The organism is Halobacillus hunanensis (assembly GCF_900166655.1).
GTDB lineage: Bacteria > Bacillota > Bacilli > Bacillales > Halobacillaceae > Halobacillus_A > Halobacillus_A hunanensis.
Map to the genome: position 1 here is coordinate 981133 of NZ_FVZB01000006.1, position 16987 is coordinate 998119.

The following is a 16987-nucleotide window of genomic DNA, read 5'->3' on the forward strand; positions in this document are numbered from 1 at the left end:
ATGATTCATAAACGTTGGTTTCAAACTTTGATCGCAGGTATTCTAGCTTCATTATTTATTTTACTCATACATGAAATTCAATTTTTCTTTGCCCCTATATTCACTTATCTAGCGGCAATAGCCATTCCTTTCATCGGCGGAGGAATCCTATTTTATATTTCAAGACCCGTAATGCTTTTCCTGGAAAAGTATAAAGTGCCAAGATTGTTTGCTATTTTATCAGTCTTTTTGCTTTATATTTTCATTGGATACTTAATCACCCGCTTTATCGCTCCTATCGCTCAGGAGCAATTTTCAAAGTTAATTGAAACTTTTCCTACTATGGTGGAGATGGTTAGTGATACCATCAATTACTGGCAGCAGAACCAGGCTATTATCCCAGATCAGTTCAATAGTGCGATTAACAATGTGATTCAAAATCTAGAATCCTACTTGAAACAAGCATCAACGATCATGATCGATGTGATCAGTCAGTTTATCGGCTTTGTTTTTGCATTGATCTTAGTCCCGTTATTTTTGTTCTTTATGCTGAAAGATGGTGACAAGCTTGTTCCGTTTTTACGTCAATTCATGAATGCACGTATCGGGAAAAGCTTTGAAAAGCTAGCTAAATCTCTTGATCATACATTAAACTCCTTTATTATCGGCCAGCTTACGGTCAGTGTGTTCGTCGGAATGATTTTGCTTGTGGGCTACTTAATCATTGACTTGCATTACTCTTTAACACTGGCCTTATTCGCTATGATGATGAACGTCATCCCTTTTGTCGGTCCTTTCTTAGCGGTTATTCCCGCTATTCTAGTTGCACTATTTCAAGAACCGATTTTGGTTTTATATGTGGCCATCATAATGGTTGTTGCTCAGCAAATTGAAGGAAACCTTGTCTCCCCTAACGTGATGGGGAAAGCTCTTAATATTCATCCGTTAACGGTCATTACTGTCATACTCGCTGCAGGCAGTCTGGCAGGTTTCCTTGGTCTTCTGTTTGCCATTCCAACCTATGCACTGGTAAAAACAATAATTACCCATTTCTATCATGAATGGCTGGAAAATAGACCAGAGCATTAAAAAGATCCCTGAGCCTATAAAACTTGCAGGATTATAGGTGCGGGGATTGCTTATTATGATGAGATGCAAAATGATATACGAGCGATTGGCCTACAAGGTTGTAGCCGATTTTTTTATAAATGGTATTCGAGGTCTCATTAGCCAAGTCTGTGTATAAAGCACAGAAGTCATATCCTTCTGCTAATAATGCTTTAGTTAAAGAGGCGACAGCCTGAGTGGCATAGCCTCTGCGTTTATATTCATCTGGAGTGAAAACAGCATTTACAGTGGCTCCATTAGGGGTGGTCCGCGCCCGGCAAACCATCGATACAATGGTGCCGTTCACCTGCCAAAGGTGCATTCTTTGATCAGAGATCATATCGCCTGCTAGTTGAGCAGCTCGTTCCTTATGAAAACCCTCTCCTGTTTCATGCCCATATTTTGTAAGCCACTTTACTAACAGAGGGTAATCTTTTTGCTCCGCAACGATTAGCTCCCCATCGTTTTTTATAACGGGTTTGAGTTGATCTAATCGATAAATGCCCTGCTTCATATGCAGAGCCCCTGCTTGACCACTGCATTTCTCCCACGCCTCCACGAACCATCGCACCGCGTCAGACTCTCCAAGTACGCCTGGCACTTCATATTCATTCTCATAAAGGAAATAAGCTAAATGAGTCACACTCTCTTGATTAATGGTTGATACAGCAGGCAAAATCCATAAATGCGGCGGAGTTCGGAGTGTTATGTAAACAGGCTCTTCACCGTTGTAAATGGTGAGCATAGAGGCAGAAGAATCCTTTTCCGATCCATGCTTCCAACGCCCGATAATGCCGAGTGGAAGGTTATTCTCAGCCTCTTTCTGTAACAATAATGGTTCAGCCTGCCTGGCAAAACCAGCTGCGTCTGCAGTTTCTTCGATTCTTATCATGACAATTCCCCCTTTAATAACCCTTCTAGTCTGTTTTCTAAAGATAGTCGTTATGACATAAGAAGCAAAAACTATGACTTCACATACCTGCTTCGGAAATACACTACTTAGGTATGGCGGTTGATTGAAGCGTAGGGCAGTTGACTCCTGCGGAAAGCAACAGAAGAAGTTCGACTAAGTTCGGCACGTCCTGTAGTGCGCCAGCACAAGGAGGCTCAACAGCCGCCCGCGGAAAGCAAAGTATATTTTTTGAAGCAGATTATATGCACCGATCATGTTCCTACTTAGGTCAAATTTTCATTTGCTAAAGAAACTTTTGTCCCAGCCTTGCGGAAAACAAATGCTCGAAGTGGAAATCAACCTTGCTGTGGTAACGAAGTTTTTACCAAATAAGGATTAACGGAATTAACCTTTAGAAAATTTCCACTATTATACCCTCTTGACACAACATCTACAATAGTAAATAAAGGGGTGATCGTATGACGAGGAAAGAAATTGAGGATGAAATTGCTGCTCTAAAGTCTGATTATATACGGATACAAGGTGATCTGGATAAGCTTGAAGCAGCTGGAGCTAACGTGCAGAACGCTGAATTACAGCTGGCACGCATGGAGGATCAGTTAAAGGAACTGAAACAAAAATTAGCTGAAGTGAAATAACATACAGAAAAATCGGCGTGCGATCTGATCGCACGCCGATTTTTCTGCTTTTTAGTTACTTTTCCTTTTCTTTTCGCTGCTTTTCTAACTTCTCTTGAATCTTTTCGAATTCTTTTTTCGGCGGAGTCAAGGAAACTACGATATCTCCCTGTTCTACTCTCGTTTCAACTTCTTCACTAAAGAATTCCACTTTCTTACTCGGCTTTTTCACGAAGATTTGAATAGCTTGATCATCAATGTTATTTAGGTAATCCCGATACGTATATTGCCCAGTAATATTTGTTCTTCTAAACACATATCCATGTTCAACCATTTGGTTCAGTTCTTCCCACGAAGCTCCTTGATTTGATAATACTCGCCCTCCGATCGTATGAACGAGATCTTCAAGTTTGTCGCCTTCGCGCTTGCTTAAACTTAGCTGGAACAAATTGTTGCGTCCAAATTCAGGAACGAACGTCGTACACACTAATGCATTATAAGAATCAAATTCGGTAGCCGCCAGCATGTATTCATACGGAGTCATATCCAATTTATATTCCGTTTGCTCCGACAAAATCTCTCCGTGATAGGATTTAACACCTTCTGCGCGTGCTGAAGATAGTCTCTCCCACGAAGAATCACTTATGACGACAGGAACTTTGACATCTTGTAATGCTTTAGCAAGCTTGGTAGTGAATTTACTGCCGCCAACAAGCAGAACACCAGGCGGGCCTTCCATGGAGAGGCCGAGTTTTTTCGATAACCATCCAATGGAAAAGCCATGGGCCATTACAGTCGTAAATACGAGTGCGAAGGTAAGGGATGTTAAGATTGAGGCATCCTCAAAACCTGCATCCAATAACACACTTGCAAAGTAACCAGATACGGTTAAAGCAACAATCCCGCGAGGGGCAATCCACCCAACCAATATCTTTTCAGACCTGGATAGATCTGTCCCCCACGTGGAAAGAAAGATCGATAACGGACGGACGATAAACAACATCAAGAGAACAAATCCAATGATCTCGATATTAAAAATCTGCATCAATGTTTCACGTGTTAGAGAAGCCGTTAAAAGTACAAAGATGGTGGAGGTAAGCACAAGTGAAATGCTTTCCTTAAAATGCCGCATGTCTGCAATGGATGATATATGCATATTAGCAAGCGTCATTCCCATTGCTGTAACGGATAACAGTCCTGTTTCATGTGTCACTTCATCAGCTATCGTAAAACACGCTATTACCACCATGAGGACGACAGGAGACTTCAAATATTCTGGAACATAGCCGGTTTCAAACATCCAGCCTACTCCTTTACCGCAAGCATACCCGAGCATTACCGCAAAAATGGCGGCCAGGAAGAACGATAACAAAGCCGTCGGAGATTGATTCGCTCCTACAATGAACTCTGTTATTTCAAAGGCAAAAACAGCAAGCAGTGCCCCAATCGGATCAACGATAATTCCTTCCCATTTTAAAATCTTTGCCGGCCTGGGCTTCAGTTTAGACTGTCTTAATAAAGGCAAGATAACCGTTGGCCCTGTCACAATAAATAAAGCTGCAATCACGAAGGCAACAGCCCATGATAAACCAGCCATATAATGGGCGGCCAGTAATCCAAGTATCCAGCTAATAAAGGCACCGATGGTTACTACACGAAATACTGGTCTGCCCAGTCCCTTTACCTCTTTAAAATCTAAGTTGAGACTGCCCTCAAATAAGATCACTGCAACTGCGAGTGAAATAATAGGGCTATATAATTCGCCAAAGTCCTGCTCAGGATTCATCAATCCTAAAACAGGCCCAGCGAGTAAACCAACAATTGACATCACAACAATGGCAGGCAACCGAAAGCGCCATGAGACCCATTGTGAGCCAATTCCCAGTGCGCCAACTAACATGACTTCAAATAACAGTGAATCGATCATATATAATAACTCCTTATCTTCAAAAGGATATGTATCGAGACTTATTTTATATGGCAACCATACATCTGTAAACTATCTTGTACCAAAAAGAAATGAAGACAAATATGAAAACGCTGCCTTTACCGATAAATTAACATAAAAAAACATTGACATAATTTTTTGACATTGATAATATTACTGCGGTGATAAATACTGAAAAAAGAAGATTGATGCTTCTCCATGAGAAGCTCTTTTTTACGTTAGATAGGATAACATCGTAGAGGAGGAAAACGTCATGAAACAAAAAGATATCCTGTTTATCGGCTTTACACTTTTTGCATTATTTTTTGGAGCCGGAAACTTAATTTACCCCGTTTCACTTGGTATAGAATCTGGTACCTCTTACTTCCCAGCTATCATTGGCTTTATATTAACTGGAGTAGGAATACCTATCATAACCGTTGTTGCTATTTCACTTGTAAGAGGAGGGGCTATACAACTTGCAGGCCGAGTCCACCCTCTATTTGGAATCATATTCATCTCGGTTGTTTATTTAACGATCGGACCGCTTTTCGCAATTCCAAGAGCAACGAGTGTAGCATTTGAATCTGGACTAGCTCCATGGCTTGGTGAGTCCTCTTCATTGGGACTGTTTTTATTTACCACTATTTTTCTCGGACTAGTCTTTTTCGTAAGTTTAAATCCGTCCAAACTTGTGGATCGAATTGGCCAAATGTTAACACCTGCTTTATTTATATCTATTATTGGATTAGTCGTCGGTGCCTTCTTTTTGCTAGATGGTGAGATTCAGCCGCCTGGCGAAAAATATAGTTCACAGCCGTTTTTTACTGGTTTCGTCGAAGGCTACCTCACCATGGACGCCATAGCTGCCCTGGCTTTTGGAATCATAACCGTGACCACTTTTCGTGAACGAGGAATATCTGACAGCAAGACGCTCACACTTCGCACCTTCCAGGCTGGAAGCGTTGCAGCCATCGGCTTAACAAGTGTGTATGTATCCATAGGCTGGATCGGTGCTAAAATGGCTACAGAAGGGACATACGAGAACGGTAGTGCGATTCTCGCGGGGGCTGCTAACATCATGTACGGTAATATAGGCACCCTACTTTTCGGAATCATTGTAGCGCTGGCATGTTTTACAACTTGTGTTGGACTAGTCGTTGCCTGTGGGCAGTTTTTCAGCAGCCGATTCAAAGGTCTAACTTACAAAGGTGTCGCCTTAGCGGTAACCATTATCAGTCTGGCTATTGCAAACATGGGATTGAATCAAATCGTTGCCTATTCTGTTCCTGTGCTGGTTTTTGTTTATCCGATTACGATCGTTTTGATTATACTTACCTTTACAGGAGGAATCATTCACCATTCGCCCTATGTTTACAGAGGAGCCATTCTGTTTACAAGTGTCATAAGTTTATACGACGGGCTCGTGGCTGCCGGATTTCCACTTAAGTCTGTAACCCCTTATATTCAGGCCTTGCCGTTTTCAGAAATAAATCTGAGCTGGATTCTGCCAGCGTTTGTCGGGGCTATTATTGGGGCTATTATTCACTGGACTGTCACTACGAAAACATCCAGGGTCGTCACAAACAAATAATAAGTCAGGGCAGTTCTCAACAGTATTATGAGAGAACTGCCCTGTTTATCTTACCGATCCATCACCATCACACTGACTTTTACATCAAGACTTTGACCTCTAATAACGAATATGCCCGTCCAAAGCTTCTATATGCCAGTACCTGGTATCGGAGCTGTTTGGATTTCAATTAATTGATGTCATACGGCTACAAAAAAGAGGTTGGGACAAAAGTATTTTTATCAATTGAAAATCCGAACGTAAGTAAAACTGTAATTGGTGCATATAACCGCTGCGAAAATATACTTCGCTTAAACAGCACTTCGTTCGTCTTTTTACTTTAGATATTCAATTATGTCCCAGCCTCCGATTTTTATGATGTAATAGGAATAACAATTTTACCTTTAGCGTGATGCGTTTCACTCAGCTCGTGGGCTTCCTGCAACCCAACTTCATTAAAGTCAAATTGATGTCCAATGACGGGTTTTATTTTTTCTTCTACCATAAGGTCTGCTAGCTTGCTCAGTTTGTCTCCATCTGGCTCAAGCCATACGAACCCGGCTTTTACTCCATGTTTACTGGCCGTGTCCTCATTTGGTGGTTGTACAATGGAAGGCATGCGGCCGCCTTCTTTCAACACTTCGTAGCTCTTCTCTTGGATTTGCCCGCCCATTGTATCAAGGACAATGTCAACATCACTTAGGACTTCAGAAAAATCCTCATCCTTATAATTTATAAATCGATCTACACCAAGTTTCTCTACCCACTCCTTGTTCTTCCCACTAGCCGTAGCCGAAACAGTGGCTCCAAATGCTTTCGCAATTTGAATTGCAAAATGTCCTACCCCGCCGGACCCAGCATGAATGAGAACATGATCACCTTTCGAGACGTCGGAAAAGTCAACCAGACATTGCCAAGCCGTTAAACCTGCAAGCGGAACGGCTGCTGCTTCTTCAAAAGAAATCGACTCTGGAAGACGGGAAAGTAAATATTCATCAACTGCGACATACTCGGCATACGTACCGTTTCTCGTTGTTTCAGGACGTGCAAACACACGGTCGCCGACGTTAAAGTTCTGCACAGCACTTCCTGTTTTTTTAATAACTCCAGCTGCATCCCACCCTAATATAATAGGAAAGTCAAAATCTAATTTTTCCTTTAAGTATCCTTCCCTTAACTTCCAATCGATCGGATTGATTGATGTGGCATGAAGTTCGACCAAAACTTGATCCTGCTTAATTTCTGGTTCAGGCACATCTTTTTCTATCAGTTGATCCTTCCCGCCATACTGCTCTATTACAATTGCCTTCATTCCTTTATCCTCCGTTCATAATTTATTTTGTATCTGAATTTTTCCCGTTTCAACTAAATCAAAACATGATACGATAGACAAAGAATTTGCAAAGGATGATCTTAATATGATCGAACAGGCTAGAAAATATTTACAAGAATATTATGGATTCACCTCGTTTCGCCCCGGCCAGGAAGAAGCCATCCAGCGTGTATTGACTCATCAAAACACACTGGCTGTCATGCCGACTGGCGGAGGGAAATCGCTGTGTTATCAAATACCCGGTCTTACATTAGAGGGAACGGCTATCATTATTTCACCACTCATATCGCTGATGAAAGACCAAGTTGACGCCCTAACCTCTTATGGAATTGCAGCTACTTATATAAACAGTTCGCTGTCCTTCGAAGAACAGCGAAGCCGTATCTCTGATATGGAGCAGGGGCGCTATCAGTTTGTCTATGTTGCTCCGGAGCGATTTGATTCTCAATCATTTTTTTCAACGATTAAAAGGATTAAATTATCTCTAATCGCTTTTGATGAGGCACATTGTATCTCACAATGGGGCCATGACTTCAGACCAAGCTATCGTTCAATTGTACAAACTCTTTACCAAATTCCTAACCTTCCCGTTATTATGGGGTTAACAGCAACAGCTACACAAGAAGTAATACAGGATATAGTGCAGCTTATCGACGTCACAGATGACTCAGTCGTTAACACCGGGTTTGCACGAAGCAATTTGTCTTTTCGACTCGTTAAAGGACGCGACAAGCGTGACTTTATTCTTGAGTACCTGGAACAACGGCCACATGATTCAGGAATCATCTATACCGCCACTAGAAAAGATGCCGATCACCTGCAAAATTTCCTGGCTAAGAAAGGTTTTTCTATTGGAAAATATCATGCAGGGATGACTGAGAACCAACGTAAGCAAGTACAAGGTGACTTTGTTCAAGATGAAACAACTACGATCGTAGCCACCAACGCCTTTGGTATGGGGATCGATAAATCAAACGTTCGATACGTGATTCATTACTCGATGCCTATGAATATCGAATCCTATTACCAGGAAGCTGGACGAGCTGGACGTGACGGGGAGCCTGGTGATTGTGTGCTGCTTTTTTCCGGCCAGGATATCCACTTACAGCGCTTTCTTATTGACCAGTCTATGATGGGTGAGGACAAGAAAAAAGATGAATACCAGAAGCTGCAGTCTATGGTCAACTACTGCCATACCCATGTATGTCTTCAACAGTATATATTAGACTACTTTGCTGACCCTCACCCACACGAACCTTGTGAAAAGTGTTCCAACTGTTTATACGAAGGCGAAGAACAGGACATGACTCGAGAAGCTCAAATGGTGCTCTCATGTGTGAAAAGGATGGGAGAACGGTTCGGAGCAGGATTAACAGCCAAGGTCCTGCGTGGGTCCTCTGATCAAAAAGTGTTACAATTTAAGTTTCATAAGCTGTCCACGTACGGAATTTTATCCCGGTATACGGAGAGAGGACTTACTCAATTTATTAACTTTTTAACGGCTGAAGGTTTGTTAAGTCCAGGAGAAGGAAGATATCCGACCTTACAACTCACCCCAGAGTCCGTTTCTGTCCTTAAAGGTGAAAGACCCGTAAAAATGTTAGTCGAAACCACTACTTCTGATCAGGAAATTAACTATGATGTAGAAAAATTTGAAGCCCTGCGTACGCTGCGAAAGGAACTGGCAGATGAAGCTAACCTGCCCCCATATGTAATCTTTTCAGATGCTACGATTAAAGAATTAACCATTTACCTTCCTCAAAACAAAAGGGAAATGCTGAAAATTAAAGGAATCGGGGAGCAGAAGTTCGAACAATACGGGGAACTATTTTTAGAAAAAATTCATCCTTGGGCTGAAGAAACAGAATCACGCCCTAAGCATCGGCCTAGCGAATCTCTAAAGCCCTCCATGCATAAAAAGGATCCGACTGACCCGAGACCTAGCCATGAAATTACGTATGACATGTGGGTAGATGCAGAGAAGACCATCGATGACATTGCCGAAGAACGGGGAATGAGTGCGCAGACCGTAGAAAACCATCTTTTCCGTTCGGCTGGCGAAGGCAAAACGATCAATTGGGAGCTCTGGTTCAATGATGAACAAGAAGAAAATGTCCTCATGGCTTACAGCAAATTGAATGAGAAAAAGCTAAAACCCTTAAAAGATGCCCTGCCTGAAGAATACACATACCGATTAATAAAGGCAGTCCTCGTTAAACACGGTTATATGAAATAATCAAAATGAACTGTCTATCATGGCAGTTCTTTTGTTATGGTAGTAGAAAGAGTTTTTTAAAAAAAGAAGGGTGGAATTGTTTATGGAAAGGCTTACAAACGATCTGGCTGCTAATCTAGACCATCACGATCCGTTACAATCATTCAAGACTGAATTTTATTTACCTGAGAATATACTTTACATGGATGGAAATTCTCTCGGCCTTCTTTCCAAGAGGGCTGAACAGGCTTTACTAACTTCTCTTCAGGATTGGAAGCAGTTTGGCATCAATGGATGGACAGAGGGGAAACAGCCCTGGTTTTACCTGTCCGAAAAACTCGGAGCGATGACAGCTCCATTGCTTGGGGCTAAACCTGAGGAAGTCATTAATACAGGTTCTATCACGACTAACATTCATCAACTATTGGCAACGTTTTATAAGCCATCAGGGAAAAAGACAAAAATTTTGGCGGATACGCTGAACTTTCCTTCTGACATTTATGCTTTAAAAAGTCAGCTTGAGCTGCATGGATATGATCCAGAGGAACATTTGGTACAGGTAGAGAGTGCGGATGGACGGACATTATCTGAAGATAGGATCATCAATGCTATGACAGAGGATGTGGCTCTAATTCTTCTGCCATCGGTTCTTTATCGAAGCGGCCAGCTGCTCGATATCCCTACAATCACGAAAGCTGCTCATGAGCGTGGCATCATCATTGGGTTCGACTTAGCCCACTCCATTGGTGCCCTTCCCCATCAACTCCATGACTGGGGAATCGATTTCGCTGTCTGGTGTACATATAAATATTTGAATAGCGGACCTGGAGGAGTTGGCGGCCTGTTTGTACATGAAAAACACCTTGGAAAGAAACCAGGGCTGGCCGGCTGGTTTAGTTCCAATAAAGATAAACAATTTGATATGGATCATAACCTTGCACAGGCTGAGAGTGCGGGGGCTTTTCAAATCGGAACACCACATATTTTAAGCTCTGCACCTCTCATAGGTTCACTGGAAATTTTCCAAGAAGCGGGAATAGAACGAATTCGTGAGAAATCCTTACAACAAACTCGTTTTTTAATAAATTTTGTTAATGAAGAGTTGAGCGAATTCGGGTTTACGATTGCTAACCCAGAGGAAGATGAACGAAGAGGCGGACATGTCAGCATAATTCATGAAGAAGCAGCAAGCATTTGTAAAGCCTTAAAGGCCAAGCAAATCATTCCTGATTTCCGTGCGCCGAATGTGATCCGTCTGGCCCCCATCGCCCTTTATACTTCCTATTCCGACCTTTATCAAGTTATGATGACACTCAAGGAACTTGTACAAAGTGGAGAATATAAACAATTCAAAAATGAGCGCGACACTATTGCTTAGGGAGGAAATCTAATGAAACTAATTGACATTTCCATGACACTCAATGATTCAACACCACCTTGGCCAGGGGACGAGCCTTTCCGCTACGAACTAACCGCATCCATGGAAGAAACGGGAGCTGTTAATGTCGGCAGTCATAAGGGAAGCAATCATATCGGTACACATGTCGATGCCCCTTTCCACTATGATTCTAATGGACTGAAAATGGCTGAAATTCAGGTCGAACGTTTTATGGGAGAAGCTCTTGTTCTTAACATGGAGGGGAAAGAGACGATCACGAGAAAGGATCTAGAAGCGTTTGAATTTGAAGGTGTCAGTAAGGTGCTTTTCCGGTCCACCAGCTGGAAAGACCGCACCAAATTTCCAGAGAGTTATACTGTGATTGGTGAAGATGTTGGTCCTTTTTTAAAAGAACAAGGCATTGAATTGATAGGTGTCGACACCCCATCTGTCGACGCTGAAACAAGTAAGAACCTACCCGCTCACCATTCCCTTTATAACAACGATGTGCTTATCTTAGAAAGTATTGTGCTTGATCATGTTGCCCCAGGCCGATACGAACTTATGGCATTTCCGCTTAAAATGGACCAGGCTGATGGCAGTCCTGTCCGTGCGGTTTTGCGGCAAATGTAACTAAAGAGCTCTTGCGCCAATATACGCGCAAGAGCTCTTTTATTATTTCTTTATATTTTGTTCAATAGCCATTTGTTTGGCAACGCGCGGCGCCAGCCAAATCATTGGCAATAATAACAGAGATACAGGGACGGCTGTTACAACAATAAAATTCTGCAACTGTGTAATACCACTGTCTCCTGTAATTAGAAGGATTGCTGCAATAGCCCCCATAATGACAGACCAGAAAACACGAAGCCATACTTTCGGGTTCCCTTCACCCGTGACAGCCATCGCAATCGTATATGACATTGAATCACTTGTCGTTACGACAAACAAAATCGTTAGTAGTAAGAACAAAGGAGAAATAATGGCTGCCCATGGAAGTTGCTCAGTGATAGCGAACATTGCTGCGGGTTTGCCTGCCGCATTCAATGCCTCAGAGACTGATCCCGGATTTTGCAGTTCAAAAAATATACCCGATCCGCCAAGAATCGTAAACCAGAAAGTAGAGATGACTGGTGCAAAAATGGAAATGGCTACGATAATTTCACGAATCGTACGGCCTCGGGAGATACGGCTTACAAGAATGGCCATCATAGGACCATAGCCAATAAACCATCCCCAGAAAAATACGGTCCATAACGATAACCAATCCGAATCACCACGGAATGTGCTCATTGGTATGAACTGATCTATATAGACCCCAAATGACGAAACGAAATGATCAATGATAAATCCTCCTGGACCAAAAATCACAATAAAAATCATCAGACCTAGTGCAAGGCGAACATTAAAGCTGCTTAAAAACTGAATCCCTTTATACAGACCCGTTACAGCTGATATTGTCGAAATTAAAACCACGGCAATGATAATTAAAACTTGAGTGCCAAATTCGTTAGGGATGCCAAATATTTCTTGAAGCCCATAACTCGCTTGCAGTCCAAGAAAACCAATTGGACCGATTGTTCCCGCTGCCACAGCAATGATAGAAAAAGCATCGACAAGTGTTCCGAACCAATTGTTGCGGATGCTCTCCCCAAAAATAGGGTAAAGAAGCGTTCTTGGCTTCATTGGCATACCTTTGTGATAATGACCATACATCATCACGACTGCACTAATCGTTCCTAATATCGCCCAAGCTAAAAATCCCCAATGCATAAAACTTTGCGCCAGTGCTGGGTTTATAGCTGCTTTTGTTCCAGCCTCAATTCCTGATTGTGACAGATATGGAGGAACCGTGAGAAAATGATAGAGAGGTTCTGCAGCGGCCCAAAATACGCCTCCTCCAGCTAATAAAGTAGCCATAATAATCGATAACCACTTGTATAAACTAATTTCGGGTTTCTCAATTCCGCCCATTTTAATGTTTCCATATTTAGAAAATGCCAGCCAGATACCTACAAAGAAAGTGGCTAACATCAATAGCTGCCAGAATGCCCCAAAGTAAGTAACTGACCAGGCAAAGGTCGTACTGACAAAGGTTTCAATCCATGTGATATTAATAAGTGCTAAAATAACAAAGAGCAGTAAAGCACCACCACTGATTATAAAAACGGGCCAGTCTACTCTTCCAGTTTGTTTATGATTCATACAGAACTCCTTTATTCATTAATCTTGCTTTTTTGACGCACAATGCAACACTCTACCATCCGGTCTTATATTATGTAAAGAAAAATCTTCTTTCATACAAAAAAAGACTGCAGTTTTCACTTCACTGCAGTCTTTTCTTCCATTCTTACTTATCCTTTTCTTCATCTAACACATGATCTTTGTCACGATGACGCTTTTGGCAATCTTTACACATCGTTATTTTGGCTTCTTGTTTTGTCCGTAACATCTTACCACAGCTGCTGCATTTTCCAAGCGTATTTGGGTTTGACTGAAATCCAGGAAGTTCACTTTCAATATCAACCATGAAAAAGCCTCCTTTTATTCTCTGTACATGTGTTATACCCTACTTTTATTTTCTCAATCCCCCTATTCATCATTATATGGGAATCATAAGGATTCATGAAAAAAGCCGCTGGACACCGCTGCTGAACTTTCCGCAGTCTCCTCGCACTTATTTTTTGAAATGAAAACTATTCGCGGGTATATCCTCATTTTAGCGGTTATATTCTAATTATCACTGATATATTTTTATTATTGCGGTAATATAAGATTTTTCGCAGATAAACATCCTTGTCCATGTCATCACTGCCTTTATCCCTGGAAAAAACATTAGACTTTCCCGACAGACTTAAAAAGACGCTGAAGTCAGCGTCTTTTCTCAGGAAAGCTACTGTATAGTATTTTACTCAAAAGAGATGGCCCAGCTTCCTTTTCTCATCACTGGTTCGGTAGTTCCGTCTTCAAGGACACCGTCAATATCCAATTCATCTGAACCCATCATGAAGTCGACATGACTTAGGCTATGGTTAACACCACTTTGGTCCAGTTCTTCTTCACTCATGTCAGATCCGCCTTCAACGTTGTTCGGATAAGCTTTTCCTAATGCCAAATGGCAGGAAGCATTTTCATCGTACAGCGTATTATAGAAAATTAAACCGGATTGAGAGATCGGTGATTCATGCGGAACAAGAGCTAGTTCCCCAAGTCTTGTGGAACCTTCATCAGTATCCAGCAAGTGCTGCAGCGTTTCTTCTCCTTCTTCCGCTTTAAAATCTACTACTTTACCATCTTTAAAAGTGAGTGTGAAATGATCAATCACATTACCTCCATAATTAAGAGGCTTTGTACTTGAAACTTGACCGTTTACTCCGTATTTATGGGGTGCAGTAAACACCTCTTCTGTTGGCATATTCGGATTGAAAGGTACGTTTCCTTCAACGGTTTGGGAAGCTCCACCCTTCCAGATATGGTTGTTTGGCAGTTCCACTTCAAGATCGGTCCCAGGAGCTTTGTAAATAAGTTTGCTATATTTTTTCTTATTGAGGAATTGCTTTGCTTTAATCAACGTCTGGTTATGATCTTCCCAGGCAGCCACAGGGTCGTTCTTATCAACTCTTACAATACTAAATATCTGCTCCCATAATTTTTCTACGGCTTTTTCTTCTGACTCACCTGGGAAGATTTTTTGCGCCCAGGCCGGGATAGGGATGCTGACGATTGACCATTGAATACGATCATTCATTGTAAAATCTCTGAACTTCGTCATCGCTTCGGATCGAGCTTTAGTTGCAGCTGCTACCTTTCCAGCATCAATTCCTTTTAACAGATCCGGATCTGTTGACCGGATGGAAAGTATAGCTGCTCCTTTTTCCCCAAAGTAACTAAACATATCCTTTTGCCAGTCAGGTACTTCCTTTAACGTTTCCACATCGGCATACTCATAACGAAGACGTGTGAGTTCGTCATCCGCCCAGACAATATGCACATCTTCAGCGCCCATTTCATAGGCTTTTCTAGCTACAATCCTAGTGAATGGCGCCCCCTCTACTGTTGAATTGATCATAAGTTTCTGGTTTTCCTGCAAGTTCACACCTGTACGCAGAGCAAGCTCTGCATACTTTTCTAATTGTTCTTGACTAGGTAATAACATTGGTTTTCCTCCCATTGTTTGTTATGTATCCGTATACATTATTTCACAATTCCTATCCTCATACAAAAAAGAAGACCCAACCACAGGAATGCCTGTGATTGGATCTTATTAATAATTAAAAGTGATCACCTGAATGGTCATCATTTGGCGAGTCTTGTTGCTCAGAATGATCCACTCTTACTTTACTAAGTCTCCTGTCCATTTTATCTAAATATTTTGAAGCGTGCTCGCGGCCTCCTAAACCAAAGGATAAGCCAAATGCTAAAGCGACGCCTCCCAGAATCAGGATAAAGGCTGCATTAATAATAGAAGCTGCAATACCCAGCTGATCAAGGGCCATAAAGAAGGCGAAAACAATAATCGCATATTTGGCGATCAGGCTTAGTACGTGTGGAGAACCCGATGAATTTCTAAGCATACCTCCTAATAATTTGGCTGTCACGTTCGCTAACCATAAGCCAAATCCGAGAATAAGAATCGCTGCTAGCACAGAAGGTAAATAGGAAGCTACTCCTGTAGCTAGATCAACCATAAATTCAAGATTGAGTATTTGCATGGCCTCCACAACGAATAAGAAAACTATTAAAATCTGAACAATATAACCAACAAACTCAGAAAGGGATGGCATTTGATCATTATCATCCAGACGCCCAAGCCCCATTCGGTTCATTAATCCATTAAATCCAACGCGATTTAGAATGGAAACGACAATATCTTTCAACACTTTCCCGATCATAATACCTGCCAGGATGAATACAATCGCTGTTGCTATTTCAGGCAGCATGGTCAGAATATCATTTAACATACTGATCGCTGGTTCAGATATACCTCGGATATCAAGGGTTTCAAGGGCTGAAATGGTTACTGGTATCATAATTAGGACAAACGCAATGGTTCCAATAACATCTGAAACCGTCGTTCCTTGAAATACATGGTTCAATTTGAGTTTGTCCGCCAGCTTCTCTGTACCAATACTCTTTAGGAAATTACTTAAAATGTTACTGACTAGGCGAGCAATCACCCAGCCGATCAGAACGATTAAGGCCGCAGCAAAGAGCTTAGGTATAAACGATAGAATACTATTTAACATGCCAGCAAACGGTGCACTGATACCTTCCATGTCAAGAGCACCGAGCACAGCCGGTAAAAAGATAAGCAAGATTAAATAAAAGACGACTTGACCAGCTGTATCAATCGCTTTATTTCCCGCTTCTTCATGATCAACAGCTTTTGTTCTAACTAGCATTTTATTCGCATTTACTTTACGTCCGCCAGATTCAATTAACCTCTTCACTACAGTAGCTACCACCCAGGCAACTAATAGAATTATACCTGCTTTAATTATATTAGGAATAGCACCTGTTATGGATGAGAGCATAGAGACGAGTGGTTCTGCCAGCAGATTTAAGCTGAGAATGTTGAAGAACCATACAAAAGCAAAGATCATAATGATCCAGAACGCAACCTTACTTATGATCGTTTCACTTGAGCTATTGTCACTTCTTTTTTCTCCCTCACCGAAAAGCTTTTCATCCCATTTTGTTTTCTGGAGACCCTTTCTAACTGCTCCTTCAACAGCCTTAGCGATGATATAGCCAAGCAGCAATACCACCAACGCAAGAATCAATTCAGGTAATTTACTAGTCATATTCATAAATTCCTCTTGAATTGAGTTCATGTTCACTCACCTTCCTCTGTAAAGCATTATTTTTACTTCACAGACCCATTCCCCTTTATTCAACAAAAAAACACAAAAGTCCCTATTATTATAAAAATAGGGACTTTTGCG

At 41.6% G+C, this 16987-nt stretch carries 13 protein-coding genes; 6 read left to right on the forward strand and 7 right to left on the reverse strand.

Annotated features, from left to right (window positions below; translation table 11 throughout):
* On the forward strand, window positions 1-1068 hold the full coding sequence (locus tag B5354_RS10465; RefSeq protein WP_079528506.1) for an AI-2E family transporter: 1068 nt from the start codon (window positions 1-3) through the stop codon (window positions 1066-1068).
* Window positions 1069-1099: 31 nt separating this feature from the next.
* Here B5354_RS10465 and B5354_RS10470 read toward each other — a convergent pair whose 3' ends face one another.
* Window positions 1100-1978: a GNAT family N-acetyltransferase gene (locus B5354_RS10470; RefSeq protein ID WP_079528508.1), complete on the reverse strand. Its 879-nt coding sequence runs from the start codon at window positions 1976-1978 to the stop codon at window positions 1100-1102.
* 479 nt (window positions 1979-2457) lie between these two features.
* On the opposite strand from B5354_RS10470, the gene B5354_RS10475 reads away from it, so the two are divergent.
* On the forward strand, window positions 2458-2637 hold the full coding sequence (locus B5354_RS10475) for an SE1832 family protein (protein ID WP_079528511.1): 180 nt from the start codon (window positions 2458-2460) through the stop codon (window positions 2635-2637).
* 55 nt (window positions 2638-2692) lie between these two features.
* Here B5354_RS10475 and B5354_RS10480 read toward each other — a convergent pair whose 3' ends face one another.
* Complete coding sequence (locus B5354_RS10480; protein ID WP_079528513.1) at window positions 2693-4543, reverse strand: cation:proton antiporter; 1851 nt, start codon at window positions 4541-4543, stop codon at window positions 2693-2695.
* Window positions 4544-4817: 274 nt separating this feature from the next.
* Between B5354_RS10480 and brnQ the strand changes: the two genes are divergently transcribed.
* Window positions 4818-6137, forward strand: coding sequence for a branched-chain amino acid transport system II carrier protein (gene brnQ / locus B5354_RS10485; RefSeq protein ID WP_079528515.1), 1320 nt, complete (start codon window positions 4818-4820; stop codon window positions 6135-6137).
* Between the two features lie 352 nt (window positions 6138-6489).
* On the opposite strand, the gene B5354_RS10490 is transcribed toward brnQ, so the two are convergent.
* On the reverse strand, window positions 6490-7428 hold the full coding sequence (locus B5354_RS10490; RefSeq protein ID WP_079528518.1) for an NADP-dependent oxidoreductase: 939 nt from the start codon (window positions 7426-7428) through the stop codon (window positions 6490-6492).
* A gap of 106 nt (window positions 7429-7534) precedes the next feature.
* On the opposite strand from B5354_RS10490, the gene recQ reads away from it, so the two are divergent.
* The 3 genes from recQ to kynB all read left to right on the forward strand — a co-directional run bounded on the left by recQ (window position 7535) and on the right by kynB (window position 11675).
* A complete protein-coding gene (recQ, locus tag B5354_RS10495) occupies window positions 7535-9685 on the forward strand; it encodes a DNA helicase RecQ (RefSeq protein WP_079528521.1) in 2151 nt (716 codons plus the stop codon).
* An 82-nt stretch (window positions 9686-9767) separates the two neighbouring features.
* Window positions 9768-11042, forward strand: a complete 1275-nt coding sequence (gene kynU / locus B5354_RS10500; protein ID WP_139377101.1) for a kynureninase — start codon at window positions 9768-9770, stop codon at window positions 11040-11042.
* A gap of 12 nt (window positions 11043-11054) precedes the next feature.
* Window positions 11055-11675 (forward strand): arylformamidase, encoded by a 621-nt coding sequence (gene kynB, locus B5354_RS10505; protein WP_079528525.1) that lies wholly within the window; start codon window positions 11055-11057, stop codon window positions 11673-11675.
* A 42-nt stretch (window positions 11676-11717) separates the two neighbouring features.
* Here the strand turns inward: kynB and B5354_RS10510 are convergent, their stop codons facing one another.
* The 4 genes from B5354_RS10510 to B5354_RS10525 all read right to left on the reverse strand — a co-directional run bounded on the left by B5354_RS10510 (window position 11718) and on the right by B5354_RS10525 (window position 16876).
* Window positions 11718-13247, reverse strand: coding sequence for a BCCT family transporter (locus B5354_RS10510; RefSeq protein ID WP_079528526.1), 1530 nt, complete (start codon window positions 13245-13247; stop codon window positions 11718-11720).
* A 145-nt stretch (window positions 13248-13392) separates the two neighbouring features.
* Window positions 13393-13572, reverse strand: a complete 180-nt coding sequence (locus B5354_RS10515) for a hypothetical protein (RefSeq protein WP_079528528.1) — start codon at window positions 13570-13572, stop codon at window positions 13393-13395.
* A gap of 378 nt (window positions 13573-13950) precedes the next feature.
* Window positions 13951-15198 carry an aminopeptidase gene (locus B5354_RS10520; protein ID WP_079528530.1) on the reverse strand — a complete coding sequence of 416 codons (1248 nt, stop codon included), beginning with the start codon at window positions 15196-15198 and terminating at the stop codon, window positions 13951-13953.
* 115 nt (window positions 15199-15313) lie between these two features.
* Window positions 15314-16876 (reverse strand): mechanosensitive ion channel, encoded by a 1563-nt coding sequence (locus B5354_RS10525; RefSeq protein ID WP_079528532.1) that lies wholly within the window; start codon window positions 16874-16876, stop codon window positions 15314-15316.
* Window positions 16877-16987 lie beyond the last annotated feature (111 nt).

Coding starts and splice junctions, on each gene's coding strand:
- B5354_RS10465 (WP_079528506.1), top strand. CDS start 1: ATGATTCATAAACGTTGGTTTCAAACTTTGATCGCAGGTATTCTAGCT.
- B5354_RS10470 (WP_079528508.1), bottom strand. CDS start 1,978: ATGATAAGAATCGAAGAAACTGCAGACGCAGCTGGTTTTGCCAGGCAG.
- B5354_RS10475 (WP_079528511.1), top strand. CDS start 2,458: ATGACGAGGAAAGAAATTGAGGATGAAATTGCTGCTCTAAAGTCTGAT.
- B5354_RS10480 (WP_079528513.1), bottom strand. CDS start 4,543: ATGATCGATTCACTGTTATTTGAAGTCATGTTAGTTGGCGCACTGGGA.
- brnQ (WP_079528515.1), top strand. CDS start 4,818: ATGAAACAAAAAGATATCCTGTTTATCGGCTTTACACTTTTTGCATTA.
- B5354_RS10490 (WP_079528518.1), bottom strand. CDS start 7,428: ATGAAGGCAATTGTAATAGAGCAGTATGGCGGGAAGGATCAACTGATA.
- recQ (WP_079528521.1), top strand. CDS start 7,535: ATGATCGAACAGGCTAGAAAATATTTACAAGAATATTATGGATTCACC.
- kynU (WP_139377101.1), top strand. CDS start 9,768: ATGGAAAGGCTTACAAACGATCTGGCTGCTAATCTAGACCATCACGAT.
- kynB (WP_079528525.1), top strand. CDS start 11,055: ATGAAACTAATTGACATTTCCATGACACTCAATGATTCAACACCACCT.
- B5354_RS10510 (WP_079528526.1), bottom strand. CDS start 13,247: ATGAATCATAAACAAACTGGAAGAGTAGACTGGCCCGTTTTTATAATC.
- B5354_RS10515 (WP_079528528.1), bottom strand. CDS start 13,572: ATGGTTGATATTGAAAGTGAACTTCCTGGATTTCAGTCAAACCCAAAT.
- B5354_RS10520 (WP_079528530.1), bottom strand. CDS start 15,198: ATGTTATTACCTAGTCAAGAACAATTAGAAAAGTATGCAGAGCTTGCT.
- B5354_RS10525 (WP_079528532.1), bottom strand. CDS start 16,876: ATGAACTCAATTCAAGAGGAATTTATGAATATGACTAGTAAATTACCT.